This is a genomic window from Gemmatimonadales bacterium (assembly GCA_036265815.1).
Lineage (GTDB): Bacteria > Gemmatimonadota > Gemmatimonadetes > Gemmatimonadales > GWC2-71-9 > CAVVWJ01.
Genome location: DATAOI010000018.1, coordinates 1 through 14,178, shown reverse-complemented (window position 1 = coordinate 14,178; position 14,178 = coordinate 1). Strand labels below are relative to the sequence as shown.

Genomic DNA, 14,178 nt, shown 5'->3' with positions numbered 1-14,178 from the left:
GGCGTACAACACCGGCCAGATCACCTTCGGCGAGCGGTACAACAAGGTGATCGACGCCTGGACCCACGCCAACAACGACGTGGCCGAGGCGATGATCAACTCGATGCGGGTCTCCCGCGGCGGGTTCAACCCGGTGTTCATGATGTTCGATTCCGGCAGCCGCGGCTCGCGCGACCAGATCCGGCAGCTCGCCGGCATGCGCGGCCTCATGGCCAAGCCGCAGAAGAAGCTCACCGGCGGCATCGGTGAGATCATCGAGAGCCCGATCAAGTCGAACTTCCGGGAAGGGCTCACGGTGCTGGAGTACTTCATCTCGACCCACGGCGCCCGGAAGGGCCTGGCCGACACGGCGCTCAAGACGGCCGACGCCGGCTACCTCACCCGCCGCCTGGTGGACGTGGCGCAGGACGTCACGATCACCGAGGAGGACTGCGGCACGGTCCTGGGCCTGGAGATCGCGGCGCTCAAGGAAGGGGAGGACATCATCGAGCCCCTCAGGGAGCGCATTCTCGGCAGCGTCGCGGCCGAGGACGTGTTCGATCCGCACGAGCTGGACAGCGATGGCGACCTGAAGCTGCTGATCTCCGCCGGCGAGCTGATCGACGAGGAAGTGAGCAACGCGATCGACGACGCCGGGATCGAGAAGGTCAAGATCCGCTCGGTCCTCACCTGCGAGGCGCGCCGGGGCGTCTGCCGGATGTGCTACGGCCGGAACCTGGCCACCATGGACATGGTGGACATGGGCGAAGCCGTCGGCATTCTGGCGGCCCAGTCCATTGGCGAGCCGGGCACCCAGCTCACGCTGCGGACCTTCCACATCGGCGGCACCTCCTCCCGCATCGCGGAAGAGGCGGAGCGCCGGGCGCGGTCGGACGGGAAGGTGAAGTACACCGACGGCCTCGAGTGGGCGGACGTGCCGGTCGAGTTCGAGGACGGCACCAAGGGCGTGACCCGCGTCGTGCTCACCCGCGAGGACGAGTCGGCGTCGGACGAGAGCAAGGAAGGGATCCTAGTGGTGGACCCGAAGGACCCGAAGCGAGTGTTGAACCGCTACCCGGTGCCCGAGGGCGCGCTCCTGGCAGTCAAGGAGGGCGATCTGGTCACCAAGGGCGACAACGAGCGCCGGGCGACGATCCTGTACACCTGGGACCCGTACAACGATCCCAGCATCATCAAGTCGGACGGCGAGCTCCGGTGGAAGGACCTGGTACCGGGCGTCACGCTTCGCGAGGAGCTGGACGAGGGCACCGGACTCCGGAGCATCGTGGTCATGGCGGACCCGGACCGGGAGCTGCATCCGTCGGTGCTGGTCTACATGCCCAACCGGAAGGACCCGCAGGAGTACACCCTGGCGGAAGGCAGCCGCGTCATCCTGGGTTCGCCCACCGACCAGGTCACCCGGGCGATGGATATCCCGGACGGCGCCAATCCGTGGAGCACCAAGTTCCACGTGGACGAGCGGCCGATCAACGAGGCCTGGCCCAGCAAGACCAAGAAGGAGAGCAAGGACAAGACGGTCTTCCTGAGCGCGCCGGTCAAGGTGACCAAGGGCATCACCGTCACCAAGATCCCGCGGCAGGCGTACAAGACCCGGGACATCACCGGCGGCCTTCCCCGCATCGCGGAGCTGTTCGAGGCGCGGCGGCCCAAGGACCCGGCCACGATTTCCGAAGTGGACGGCGTGGTCAAGTTCGGGGAGATCAAGCGCGGCAAGCGGGAGATCTACGTCTACCCTGAGACCCCGGCGGGCGCGGCGGAGGAGACCGAGCCGCAGTTGTACGAGGTGCCCGCGGGCAAGCACCTCCGGGTGCACGAGGGCGACCGGGTGCGGGCGGGCGACCGTCTCACCGAGGGCCCGGTGAACCCGCACGACATTCTGCTCATCAAGGGGCCGCGGGCGGTGCAGGAGTATCTGCTCAACGAGGTGCAGGAGGTCTACCGGCTGCAGGGTGTGCGCATTAGCGACAAGCACATCGGCGTCATCGTGCGGCAGATGCTGCAGAAGGTGCGGGTCACCGAGCCGGGCGACACCGACTTCCTCGAGGGGGAGACGGTGGACCGGTTGACCTTCCGGGACGACAACGAGCGGGTGCTCAAGCGGAAGGGCGAGCCGGCGGAGGCCGAGCCGGTGCTGCTGGGCATCACCAAGGCGAGTCTCACGACCCAGTCATTCATCTCGGCGGCGTCGTTCCAGGAGACCACGCGGGTGCTGACCGACGCGGCGATCCGGGGGGCCAAGGACGATCTCCTGGGCCTCAAGGAGAACATCATCATCGGGCACCTGATCCCGGCGGGCAGTGGCATCTACCGCTACGCCGAGATCGACATCCAGCCGCCGGCGGGCTACGAGGCGCCGCCGCCGCGGGTGGAGGAGCCGGTGCCGGCGCCCGCGCTGGCGGCGGCGCTGGTGGACGACGAGCTGTAGACGTCACCCAACGAGGAGCAACACGACGCGCCCGGGAGCCTGGCTCCCGGGCGCGTCGTGTTTCCGCCCGCTGGCGTGGTCGCATCGCTCAGGGGTTCCGGTACTCTCTCCTGGGGATGCGCCTTGATGCCGGACGAGGAGTAGTGTCCAGAGTAGATCCCAGCCCAGCCTCTTGCGCCTTTCCCGACGCGGGCAGCAACGTAGAGGATATTCCGACCTATCCCAGCCTCGCCAGGGAGAATGGTATGGCCCAACGTGAGCTGCTCCTCCTCTCCGCCACCGAGCCCGACCGCCTCGGGCTGGTGGCCGACCTGACCGGATTCATCGCCGACCTGGGCTGCAACGTGGAGGACAGCCGGGTCGTGGTGCTCGGCGGTTACGCAGGGCTGATGGTGCTCGTCTCCGGTGAGCCGGCCCAGCTTCAGGCGGTCGTGAGTGGGCTCGACCGGCTCCAGGACCAACACGGTATCCGCGCCACCCCGCTGCGGGTGGCAACCAGGCGGGCGGACGTGCCGTCCGCGCCGGAGGTGGTGGTGCACGCCCGGGCAATCGACCACGCGGGCATCATCCACGCGCTCGCCGAAACGGTGCGCCGGCACGGAGGGAACCTGCTGGAGCTCGAATCGGCCGCCGAGTCCGCGCCGATGAGTGGCGAGCCGCTGTTCCGGCTTCGGATGAACCTGCGTCTGCCGGAGACGGAGCCCGCCCGGGCGGACCTGTGGCGCGAGCTGGAGGCGGTGGCCAACGGGCAGGGAGTGGAGCTGGAGGTGCATCCCGCCCGGGCGGCTGAGGGCGACACCATCCTGCACGGGCCCGAGCGCCGGGCGCGGTCGCGCGACGCGAAGTGATCCCCGCCAGTCGGCATTTCCGTCAGCGGGCGCCTCGGCGGATCCGGCGTTAGGGATCGATACGCAAGAGAACCGGCGCCGTCCGCAGTGGTTCGGGCTGGTCGGTCGGCAGCTCACCGGTCACGGTGTAGTCTCCCGGCTCGACCGGCGCCCCTGCCTGGGTCTCTTGATGCCAGACGTCCTCGAACAGGAGCGATCCGCCCGCCGGCACCGTCTCGACCCGGAGTACCATCACCAGCGTCGCCCCGCGCAGGCGACGCCAGACTACCGCGCCGCCCTTCCGTCGCACGATGATATCGAACGCAGTCGGCCGCCCCTTGAGATAGAGGGTGACCGGAGAAGCGCCGGAATTGGTGACGCTGAGCGTCACCGGCACCGGCTCTCCCGCGCGGACATGGGCGGGAACCGAGAGATGCAGCGTCATCGAATCGAGGACGAGCGTGGCGGCCAGGGCGGCGGCGTGGAGCACCTGGAGTGTGGCAGGCGGCGTCGGCCGCCCAAGGAACGGCCGACGCGCTGGAGCCTGTTTAGTGAGTCGTGAGTGATCCCAACTCGCCCTCGACGTTGGCGAGCGGGCTGAAGATGAAGGTCCGTCCGTTGCTGGAGCCGCCCCACAGGACGCCATCCAACCTGACGTTCGTCCCACTGGTGATACTGAACACGTCCGACCCGCTGTCTCCGCCCCCGACGGATGCCGAGACCGCCGTCTGGCAGAGCTGGGTGATGCTCGAGCCGCTCACGTTGACGTTCACGCAGGTGCTGGTGACCGGACCCTGGCTCCACCCGGTGGTACGGCCCACCTTGTTCACCGTCTCGCCGATCGTGAAATTCGACGAGGTCGCATCCGACGTGATGGTCCAGCTCCCTGCGATGGTGAGATTCCTCTTGTTGGTGCTCGAGGTCCGTGCGATAGCGCCCAGCGTGTTCGCCGTGCTGTTGATGTAGTTGGCGAATGACGCGTCGCTCCGGCGGCACCGCCGCCCGGACGGACACGACCCACCGGTGGTGTAGGCCGGATCGGCGACCTCGGTGGCGATCTGGGTCGGATTGACGCTCTGGAGCGGTTGCCAGTACGGCGTGCTTTCCACACCGCCCTGCGTGTTGGTGCAGTGCGAGGCGGTGACGAATCCCCTGGTGCCGCTGCGGGAGGCGTTAAATCCGACGGAGCAGAGGAACCCGGGAAAATTGATCTGGACCCCGGCCACCACCGGCCGCACCGAGCCCTGCAGCGTCGCCACTTGCCGGATCGGCTCGGTGATCTCGACGCTCACGGCCGCCGCTGGGATGCCCAGGCGCGCGAGCACGTTGCGAACCTGGCCCGCGGCCGCCGCATGCTCGACACCGATACGCACCCGGTTCCGGGCCTCGTCCGCGTCGGTGAATACTGCCCCTGCCACGCTCAGGACCTCACCGGATGATTGATTGAACCAGCGGTCCAGGTCGGCCCAGTCGAAGTCCGCCTTGCGTACCTGCATCTCCGCCCTGTTCCGCCCCCGTGAGGTGAACCACGGAGTCAGCGCCTTTTCGGCCGCGCCTCGCTGGGTGGCATCCTTCAGGTAGATCGTGGGCCTGCCCTGCTCATCCACAAAGAATCCGCCGAATCCGGGCACACCGCGCGCCAGGGCGACGGGATCATCGGGCGAGCCCTGTGGGATACTGACGGCTCTAGGAGTGGCTTGGTCGGCGGGGTTCGGTTGGGTGGAATCATCGGAACAGCTTGTGGCGAAAACGATTGCCCCTGAGATCAAGGAGACAACCAGGATGCGATTGCTCAACATGCTGGCCTCACGGCGGTTAGGTTTGAAAAGTTCGGGCGATCATGAAGCACCCCGAAGATATCCACTGCCCCCGGGACAAGGTAACCCACGCTCCCCTCACTCTCCCCGGGCTGGCTCTGCCCCATCCTACCTCCACCGAAATACCCGCACTGCCACCGTGAACCCCACGATCAGCCACGCGCCAATCACGAGCAGCTCCGGGAGCACCTGGTCCAATCCGGCTCCCCGCAACATCGTCGCCCGGAGCGCATCGATGACGGCGGTGAGTGGAAGCGCCCGGACGAACGGTTGGGCCGCGTCAGGAAAGCGGGATGAGGAAAAGAAGACGCCGGAGAAGATCCACATCGGCAGCATGACGAGATTCATCAGCCCCGATACACCCTCGACGGTCCGCGGCCGTGAGGCGATCAACAGGCCAAGCGAGGCAAAGGCCAGTGCCGAGATGAGGCAGATGACCGCCAGCAGACCCAGCGAGCCGCGGATGGGGACGCCGAACACCACCACCGCGAATCCCAGCAGCAGGACTACCTCGAGGCAGAGGAAGGTCAGCCGGGAGAGCAGGAACGAGGCGAGATACTGGCTTCGCCGCATCGGCGTCGCGACCAGCCGCTTGAGCAGATGTTTCCGCCGGGCGTCGACGATGGCGAAGCCGATGCCCCAGATGCCGCTTCCCATCAGGTTCATGCCCAGCAGCCCCGGCACTACGAAGTCCACGTAGCGCGCCCCGGGCTCGCGCACCACTCGCTCGACTACCGGCACCGGCTCGGGCCGACCCGCGGCCCGCTGCACCGCCGCGTCCGTCAGGAGCCGCGCCATCCGCGATTCGGGCCGGTCCGGGTCGAAGCGGTATTCGACGCCCCCGTTCGGCCGGGGCACCACCAGCAGCGCGACCTGGCCGCTCCGGAGCGAGTCCTCCGCGGCGGAATCGGCCAGCAGAACCACCGTGAGCGATCGGTCTCTTCGGAGCGCGCGGGCCACCTCGGCCTGCCGTTCCGCGGGTCCAACCACCGCCACCCGGGTGCGCTCCGGCCCCTGGCTGCGGAAGGCGAGGCCCAGCCCAGCCGTGAGCAGGATGGGGAAGATGAAGACCCAGAAGACCGCCTCCGGCTCGCGATAGAACTCGCGATAGCGGACCAGTGTGAGTTGGACCAGCGGGTGCTCCCGCCAACGCCGGCGCTCACTCATCGCGCAGCTGCCGTCCCGTCAGCGCGACGAAGACGTCCTCCAGGGTGGCGGAGTGGGTGCGGAGCTCGGTGAGCTGCGCTCCCCGGCGGCGGAGCTCGCCCAGCAGGGCTGGCATGGTTCGGTGCAGCTCCGAAACCTGGAGCCGGTAGCTGCCGTCCCGCCGGACGGCGGCCCCGACGCCGTCGAGCGCGGCGAGGACGCTTTCCTCCAGCGATCCCTCGCCGGCCACGGCGAACTCGAGCACGTGCTCGGCGCCCAGCGACTCGATCAGCTCACCCGGGGTGCCCAGCGCGATGATCCGCCCGTGGTCCACGATGGCTACCCGCTCACACAGCCGCTCCGCCTCCTCCATATAATGGGTGGTGAGAAGGATGGACCGGCCGCTCGACTTGAATCGCTCGACCACGTCCCAGAGCTGCCGGCGCGACTGCGGATCGAGGCCGGTGGTGGGCTCGTCGAGGAAGAGGAGCTCGGGGTCGCCCACAAGGGCGCAGGCGAGAGCCAGCCGCTGCCGCTGGCCGCCGGAGAGCTGGCCGATGCGGGCGCCGGCCTTCTCCCCCAGCTGGACTGTCTCGATCACCTGGCTGGCGGTCGGTCCCCGCCGGTAGAAGCTGCGGAAGAGCTGGACCGTCTCTCCCACCGTGAGCTTCTCGGAGAACTGGGTCTCCTGCAGCGAGATGCCCAGCAGCTCCCGGAGCGACTTGTCGTCTCGTCCCCACCGGCGGCCCAGAACGACCACCTCGCCACTGTCCGCCGGAGTGAGCCCCTCGCAGATCTCTATGGTGGTCGTCTTGCCGGCGCCGTTGGGCCCCAGCAGGCCGAAGCACTCCCCGGCCCGCACCTGGAGATCGAGGCCGTCGACCGCGACGACCTCGCCATAGGTCTTCCGGAGTTGGTGAACGCTGAGTGGGGTGTCGCTGGCCAGGCCCGCCATGAGGGAATGATAACGGCGGGAGGGAGAGGTCCTGCGCTGGGGCTCAGTCCCGGCGGCGCCGGTCCCAGGCCGATCGCACCGTCTCCCGCACCCAGGCCCAATCGTCGGGCGTGGTGAGCAGGAGGTAGCCGCCCAGCACGCCGGCCAGGTAGACGGCGGTCTGCACAATCGGCGACGGGTCAGCCTGGGCGATGGGGAACATGGTGCCGCTACCTCGAGAAGGTGGTGGTCTGAATCATTCCGGCGTTGAGCGCCTGGGTGATGCGTTCGCGCGAATCGATCAGATGGGCGCGGGTATACGGATCGAGCTCGGACCGGGAGCCGGCCGTGGCCCGGCTCAGGTCGGCCCCCAACCCGGCCAAGGTGACCCGCGCCAGGGCACGGGCGTCTTCCGGCGTGCCCGGGGCCGGGCTCACCGCCATACGAACCAGGCCGTTCAGGTATTGGCGCTGAAGGTCCCGCCGCACCGAGCTGATGTTCCTCGCCCCCGACTTGCCGCGCGTGCCCGGCCCCACCTCGGCCCAGATGGAGGCCGTGAGGGTCGCAAACAGCTCCGGCAGTCCCACCGTCGGATCCGAGGGCGACGCGCGAAGCTCCGCGTCGCGGATCCGGGAGAGGACCGCGGGGTCCATCAGCTGTCCGAGCAGCGAGCCTTGCTGGGTGGCCGCCCAGTCATGGAGCGGGAAGTCGATGCGTCCGTCGCGCGCTGGTGACGCGTCCCAGTGCGACCAGCGGTCCGGACCCAATAGCTTGAGCAATTCGGGTCGAAAATGGTAGGCCCCCTCGCCGAAAGCCGCCGAGGCCAGGAATTCCAGCGCGGCGCGCTGCTGGTCGGCCGGAATGGTGGCCACCGGCTCACGGGCGCCGGGGTCGCCCCGGTGATCCCGGCTGGTGACCGCGCCGCCCAGATACTTGGTCGTGACCAGCAGCGCATACCAGCGATCGTTGAGCAGACTGACGAACGCGGAGCGGAGGCGGGCATAGCTCTCGCCCGGGGCCACGGCGCGGGTCTCCAGCGAGTCGAACATGCCGTCGATCAGGGCGACGCGGTCGCGCGCCCAGCCGAGCGGATCGTCGGTCATGTCGTAGCGGGAGACGGTGGGGTCCAGCCCCAGGCCGCCGAACCCGGCGTCCTCGTCGGAGGCATAGAGGTGCTCCGGCTCGGCGGCCTCGGACGCGATCGCGTGCAGGCCGTTGAGCTCGATGTCCGGGCTCCAGGACTCACTGGGCTCGCCATCGCTGCCCTTCGCCGACGGCGTGGATGCGACGGCGGGGCCCACATCGGCGTACCCGTAGGTAATCGCCCAGCGGTCGTAGCTGCCGATGGTCGGCGCGTAGTAATCGCCCTGGCGGCTGGGGTCGAGCGCCAGCGCCGGCGGGAGGTAGTCCATGACCGAGACGCCGAGTCCGTGCGTCGCCGTCCAGGCGCGGCTGGCCAGCTGCGCCGCCGTGGCCCCGGCCGAGCCGCGGAAGTTATGCCGCAGGCCCAGGGTGTGGCCGACCTCGTGCATCACTAGCGCCTTGAGCGCCTGCCCGATGTAGTCGCGGTTCACCTCGCCGCCCGGGGGAACAACGCCGCGGGCCGCGAGGACGGTGCGGGCCAGGTCGCCGTCCCGGCTCAGCCCTTCGCCATAGCGGCAGAGGCGGCCATCGGCGCCCGGGACCAGCAGGAGTGAATCCTCCTGAAAGACGGTTTCCAGCGAGCCCGCAGTGGCGCCGTACTGGCCGGACTGGCCGCGCCAGCGCTGGATCCAGGCCGCCGAGATGAGGACGTCCGCATTGAGGATCTCGCCGGTGCGCGGATCCACGTTGCTGGGACCGACGGCGTAGACCGACTCATTGGTGGCGGTCCACCGCACGGTGGAGTACCGTGCGTCGGCGGCGCTCCAGGAGCTGTCGTCGGGGGCGTCCAGCACCTGGATCGCGTTGCGGAACCCCGCGTCTTCGAATGCCCGGTTCCATTCCAGGATGCCCGCGCGCACGTAGGGACGCCATTCCAGCGGCACCGTGCGGTCGACGTAGTAGGTGATCGGCTGGACCGGCTCGCTCAGCGCGGCCCCCGGGTGCTTCTTCTCCAGCCGCCACCGATTCACGTAGCGGACGAAGAAGCTCTCGGCGGTGTCCCGGCTGAAATCCTTGAGGGCGGAGACGAAATAGCCCACCCGGTCGTCGGCGAAGCGCGAGCGCATCGGCGTCGCGGGCAGCTCGAGCAGGGAATAGTGAATGCCGATCGGAATCCAGCGATAGTCGGAGACAGTCTCCAGCCCGAGGTTGCGCGTGCTCTGGAAGGTGAGGCGGACCTCGGCCTCCACGTTGCCGGGAAAGAGATGCAGCTCCTGCAGGCTGGAGCGCTTCTCGTCGAGGGTGATGGTAGCGGCCACCTTCCGCTGTGCGGCGGCCCCCTGGAAGACGCTGCCGAGGTCGGCCCAGTCGGAGAGGAAGAAGGGCGCGATGTCGAGCAGGATCTGGCTGCTGTCGCGGACGGCGGCGATGGGAAACGACTGAGCCACGGAGTGACCGAACGAGTAGGCAACGGTCCGGGCCATCGGCGAGCCGGGCGTGGCGGCCTGGTGGGGATTCACCACCCAGAGCTCGACCTTATCGCCCTCGCGGTGAAAGCGGACTAGATCCGAGCGGAGCGAGGCACCGCCATCCAGCCCGAGCTCCCCGATGCCCTGGGAGACCTGGGTGACCAGCAGGTAGTCGTGATCGAGCTGCCGGGGACTCAGTGCCAGATAGATGTTTTCGTGCTGGTAATAGATCGTAAAGAGGCCGCTCCCCATCTCGCTGCCGCGGGTGACCTCCGCGAACGGCCGTGCCGGGCCATCGGCGCGCTGGGCGGTGGCGGGGACGGAGACGGACACGACGGCAAGGGCCAGCAGCGTCGCTGGGCGAGAGAGGTGCACCAGGTCTGTTTGCTCCACACGAGGGTCGCGGGTCCGGCAGAGGGTGCTTCACTGATGAGGAGGGGCAAATTGGGGGCCGCCGCGCCGGCCCGGATGCTGTGCCCGAGTGCAGGGGTTCTGCCTGGGGGGCCCTTTCAAAAGGCCACCCGGCGCGCAAAAAGCGGCATGGCCCGACGCGGCGTGCGCCAGCACCGTTCGGCTTGACGCAAGCCCGCTCCACGTATACTTTTGCCGGTCTGTCCCCGAAATGGGGAATCACGCGACTCCAAGCTCTGGGATATGCCGACCATCAATCAGCTCATCCGGCACGGCCGGAAAGACGTTCTGGCCAAGGACAAAGCGCCGGCGCTCAAATCGAATCCGCAGAAGCGGGGCGTCTGCACCCGGGTCTACACCACCACCCCGAAGAAGCCCAACTCCGCGCTTCGGAAAGTGGCCCGCGTGCGGCTCACCAACGGATTCGAGGTCACGGCCTACATTCCGGGGGAAGGGCACAACCTGCAGGAGCACTCGATCGTGCTGATCCGCGGCGGCCGGGTGAAGGACCTGCCGGGCGTGCGCTATCACATCGTGCGCGGGACGCTCGACTCGGCCGGCGTCAACGATCGCCGGAAGAGCCGATCCAAGTACGGCGCCAAGCGGCCCAAGGAGGCCGGTGCGTCGGCGGCAGCCAAGGGAGCTAAGAAGTGAGCCGGCGAAATAAGGCGGTCAAGCGCCCGGTGCCGCCGGATCCGCGCTACGACAGCCAGACGGTGTCGAAGTTCGTGAACAACCTCATGTTCGAAGGCAAGAAGAGTGTCGCCGAGGGGATCTTCTACTCGGCCATGGACATGATCGAGGAGCGGACGGGACAGCCCGGCGTGTCGGTGTTCAAGCAGGCGGTCAACAACGCCAAGCCCACGCTGGAAGTGAAGAGCCGCCGGGTCGGTGGCGCGTCGCTGCAGGTTCCGGTCGAGGTTCGGCCCGACCGCCGCACCGCGCTGGCCATGCGCTGGCTCATCTCCTTCGCGCGCGCGCGGACCGAGAAGACCATGGCGGAGCGGCTGGCGGCGGAGCTGATCCTGGCCTCCAAGGGCGAGGGCAACACCATCAAGAAGAAGGAAGACACCCACCGGATGGCCGAGGCCAACCGCGCGTTCGCACACTATCGCTGGTAGGGCACTTGATGGAACAGAACAGGGCGGGCGCCTCTATCGGGGCGCCCGCTTCGTCGGGGTTGACTCGTGGAGCCAAGCCATTAGTTTTTCGTGGCTTGGCACTTTAGAGCGAGTTCCAGACGAGTTCCAAGGACATCGGATCACGTGGCGTGCGCCCTCTGGCGCGGGGTCACCTCTGATCCTCCAAAGACAACGCGTGGGGCCCTCCGGGGGTCCCTCATCCAGGGCCACGGCCCGGATGTGCGCGGAGCGATACCACCGGGGCGCCGAGAGGCGATGCCAGCCGGGTCGGTCGCCCCGCTTTTTCGTTACGAGAAACTAGGACACCATGGCACGTCAGACCCCGCTCGATCGCTATCGCAATATCGGCATCATGGCCCACATCGATGCCGGGAAGACGACGACGACCGAGCGCATCCTCTACTACACCGGCAAGAACTACAAGATCGGTGAGGTGCACGAGGGTGCGGCCACGATGGACTGGATGGAACAGGAGCAGGAGCGGGGGATCACCATCACCTCCGCCGCCACCACCTGCTTCTGGGTCCGGAACGGCACCCAGTACCGCATCAACATCATCGATACCCCGGGTCACGTGGACTTCACCGTCGAAGTGGAGCGCTCGCTCCGCGTGCTCGACGGCGCCGTGACCCTGCTGGACTCGGTGGCCGGCGTCGAGCCGCAGACCGAGACGGTCTGGCGCCAGGCCGACCGCTACGGCGTGCCCCGGATCATCTTCGCCAACAAGATGGACCGGGTCGGGGCCGACTTCGATCGCTGCCTCAAGATGATCCGTGACCGCCTCACCAAGAAGGCGTATCCGCTCCAGCTTCCGGTCGGCACGGGCGAGCTCTTCACCGGGCACATCGACGTGCTCCGCCGGGTCGAGGTGATCTTCGACGACGAGACGCTGGGCAAGAGCTTCACCGAGATGCCGGTCCCGGAGGCGTATCGGGAGCGGGTCGAGCAGGCCCGGCACGAGGTGATCGAGGCGGCGCTGGAGCACGACGAGGTGCTGTTGGAGAAGTATCTGGGCGGCGCCGAGCTCAGCTTCGAGGAGATCCAGCAGGCGCTTCGGAAGGCGGTCGTCTCCGGCGGCCTGATCCCGGTGCTCTGCGGGGCATCGTTCAAGAACAAGGGCGTGCAGGCGCTGCTCGACGCGGTCATCGACTATCTGCCGAGCCCGACCGACATTCCGCCCATCAAGGGGCACCTGCCGCAGCACGACGACACCCACGTCGAGCGCTGCGCCTCGGACGGCGAGCCGTTCGCCGCGCTGGCGTTCAAGATCGCCACCGACCCCTACGTCGGCCGGCTGACCTTCTTCCGGGTCTACTCCGGGTCGCTCAAGTCGGGCAGCTACGTCTACAACAGCACCAAGGACAAGCGGGAGCGGGTCGGCCGGCTGCTGCAGATGCACGCCAACAAGCGGGAAGAGATCGACGAGGTGCTCGCCGGCGACATCGGCGCCGCCATCGGCTTGAAGGAGACCCGCACCGGCGACACGCTCTCCGACGAGGACAAGGCGATCATCCTCGAGGCGATGAAGTTCCCCAACCCGGTCATCGACGTCGCCATCGAGCCCAAGACCAAGGCGGACCAGGACAAGCTGGGGATCGCGCTGCAGAAGCTGCAGGAGGAAGACCCGACCTTCCGGGTGCGCGCCGACGCCGAAACCGGGCAGACCATCATCGCCGGCATGGGCGAGCTCCACCTGGAGATCCTGGTCGACCGGATGAAGCGGGAGTTCAAGGTCGAGGCCAACGTCGGCAAGCCCCAGGTGGCGTTCCGGGAGACGGTCCGGAAGAAGGTCAGCGATATCGAGGGCAAGTTCATCCGGCAGAGCGGCGGCAAGGGCCAGTACGGCCACGTGGTCATCAACTTCGAGCCGACCGAGGCGGGCGCCGGGTTCATCTTCGAGGACAAGATCGTGGGCGGCGTCATCCCCCGCGAGTTCATCAAGCCGGTCGAGGCCGGCATCCGTGAGGCGCTGGAGAACGGCGTCCTGGCCGGCTACCCCATGGTGGACGTCAAGGCGACGCTGGTCTTCGGCAGCTACCACGACGTGGACAGCTCGGAGATGGCGTTCAAGATCGCGGGCTCCATGGCGGTGAAGGAGGCGGCCCGCGCGGCCGGCCCCATCCTGCTGGAGCCGGTCATGGAAGTGGAGGTGGTGACGCCTTCCGACTTCCTGGGTGACGTGATCGGCGACCTCTCCAGCCGCCGGGGCAAGATCGGCGGGATGACCCAGCGGGGGGAGGCGCAGGTGGTCGCGGCCGACGTCCCGCTCGCCGAGATGTTCGGGTACTCCACCACGCTCCGCAGCATGACGCAGGGCCGGGCGGTGTACACCATGCAGTTCGACCACTACGAAGAAGTCCCCAAGAGCGTCGCGGAGCAGATCATCAGCAAGGCGAAGGCGTAGGCAGCCGGCAGGCACGCCGCCTTCTTTTCCCAGGAAGCCTCGAGGATAGGACGATCATGGCCAAGGCCAAATTCGAGCGGACGAAGCCGCATGTGAACGTGGGGACGATCGGGCACGTGGACCACGGGAAGACGACGCTGACGGCGGCGATCACGGCGATCCAGGCGAAGAAGGGGCTGGCGCAGTTTACGGCGTACGACCAGATCGACAAGGCGCCGGAGGAGCGGGAGCGGGGGATCACGATTGCCACGGCGCACGTGGAGTACGAGTCGGACAAGCGGCACTATGCCCACGTGGACTGTCCGGGGCACGCCGACTATGTGAAGAACATGATCACGGGGGCGGCCCAGATGGATGGGGCGATCCTGGTGGTGTCGGCGGCCGACGGGCCGATGCCGCAGACCCGGGAGCACATCCTGTTGGCCAAGCAGGTGAATGTGCCCTACATCGTGGTGTTCATGAACAAGGTGGACATGGTGGACGACCCGGAGCTGTTGGAGCTGGTGGAGCTGGAGGTGCG

Annotated in this window: 12 protein-coding genes; 6 read left to right on the top strand and 6 right to left on the bottom strand. The window is 67.9% G+C overall.

Annotation, left to right across the window (positions count from 1 at the left end):
- Both VHR41_02730 and VHR41_02725 read left to right on the top strand, forming a co-directional pair.
- Positions 1-2,425 (top strand): hypothetical protein (locus VHR41_02730; protein HEX3233084.1); only part of this gene is annotated, 2,425 nt, incomplete at its 5' end.
- A gap of 245 nt (positions 2,426-2,670) precedes the next feature.
- Positions 2,671-3,273: an ACT domain-containing protein gene (locus VHR41_02725; GenBank protein HEX3233083.1), complete on the top strand. Its 603-nt coding sequence runs from the start codon at positions 2,671-2,673 to the stop codon at positions 3,271-3,273.
- A gap of 49 nt (positions 3,274-3,322) precedes the next feature.
- On the opposite strand, the gene VHR41_02720 is transcribed toward VHR41_02725, so the two are convergent.
- The 6 genes from VHR41_02720 to VHR41_02695 all read right to left on the bottom strand — a co-directional run bounded on the left by VHR41_02720 (position 3,323) and on the right by VHR41_02695 (position 10,076).
- Positions 3,323-3,742, bottom strand: a complete 420-nt coding sequence (locus VHR41_02720; protein HEX3233082.1) for a BsuPI-related putative proteinase inhibitor — start codon at positions 3,740-3,742, stop codon at positions 3,323-3,325.
- Positions 3,743-3,800: 58 nt separating this feature from the next.
- On the bottom strand, positions 3,801-4,883 hold the full coding sequence (locus VHR41_02715; GenBank protein HEX3233081.1) for a hypothetical protein: 1,083 nt from the start codon (positions 4,881-4,883) through the stop codon (positions 3,801-3,803).
- A gap of 294 nt (positions 4,884-5,177) precedes the next feature.
- Positions 5,178-6,236 (bottom strand): ABC transporter permease, encoded by a 1,059-nt coding sequence (locus VHR41_02710; protein ID HEX3233080.1) that lies wholly within the window; start codon positions 6,234-6,236, stop codon positions 5,178-5,180.
- Complete coding sequence (locus VHR41_02705; GenBank protein ID HEX3233079.1) at positions 6,229-7,170, bottom strand: ATP-binding cassette domain-containing protein; 942 nt, start codon at positions 7,168-7,170, stop codon at positions 6,229-6,231. The genes VHR41_02710 and VHR41_02705 overlap by 8 nt, the downstream gene beginning before the upstream one ends.
- A 43-nt stretch (positions 7,171-7,213) precedes the next feature.
- Positions 7,214-7,372, bottom strand: coding sequence for a hypothetical protein (locus VHR41_02700; protein ID HEX3233078.1), 159 nt, complete (start codon positions 7,370-7,372; stop codon positions 7,214-7,216).
- Positions 7,373-7,379: 7 nt separating this feature from the next.
- On the bottom strand, positions 7,380-10,076 hold the full coding sequence (locus VHR41_02695; protein HEX3233077.1) for a zinc-dependent metalloprotease: 2,697 nt from the start codon (positions 10,074-10,076) through the stop codon (positions 7,380-7,382).
- Between the two features lie 279 nt (positions 10,077-10,355).
- Between VHR41_02695 and rpsL the strand changes: the two genes are divergently transcribed.
- From rpsL to VHR41_02675, 4 genes are all read left to right on the top strand, one after another.
- Positions 10,356-10,766: a 30S ribosomal protein S12 gene (gene rpsL / locus VHR41_02690; GenBank protein ID HEX3233076.1), complete on the top strand. Its 411-nt coding sequence runs from the start codon at positions 10,356-10,358 to the stop codon at positions 10,764-10,766.
- Complete coding sequence (rpsG, locus tag VHR41_02685; protein HEX3233075.1) at positions 10,763-11,233, top strand: 30S ribosomal protein S7; 471 nt, start codon at positions 10,763-10,765, stop codon at positions 11,231-11,233. The genes rpsL and rpsG overlap by 4 nt, the downstream gene beginning before the upstream one ends.
- Before the next feature lie 328 nt (positions 11,234-11,561).
- A complete protein-coding gene (fusA, locus tag VHR41_02680; GenBank protein HEX3233074.1) occupies positions 11,562-13,658 on the top strand; it encodes an elongation factor G in 2,097 nt (698 codons plus the stop codon).
- Positions 13,659-13,714: 56 nt separating this feature from the next.
- Positions 13,715-14,178 (top strand): GTP-binding protein (locus VHR41_02675; GenBank protein ID HEX3233073.1); only part of this gene is annotated, 464 nt, incomplete at its 3' end.

Coding starts and splice junctions, on each gene's coding strand:
- rpsL (HEX3233076.1), top strand. CDS start 10,356: ATGCCGACCATCAATCAGCTCATCCGGCACGGCCGGAAAGACGTTCTG.
- fusA (HEX3233074.1), top strand. CDS start 11,562: ATGGCACGTCAGACCCCGCTCGATCGCTATCGCAATATCGGCATCATG.
- VHR41_02700 (HEX3233078.1), bottom strand. CDS start 7,372: ATGTTCCCCATCGCCCAGGCTGACCCGTCGCCGATTGTGCAGACCGCC.
- VHR41_02725 (HEX3233083.1), top strand. CDS start 2,671: ATGGCCCAACGTGAGCTGCTCCTCCTCTCCGCCACCGAGCCCGACCGC.
- VHR41_02710 (HEX3233080.1), bottom strand. CDS start 6,236: ATGAGTGAGCGCCGGCGTTGGCGGGAGCACCCGCTGGTCCAACTCACA.
- VHR41_02705 (HEX3233079.1), bottom strand. CDS start 7,170: ATGGCGGGCCTGGCCAGCGACACCCCACTCAGCGTTCACCAACTCCGG.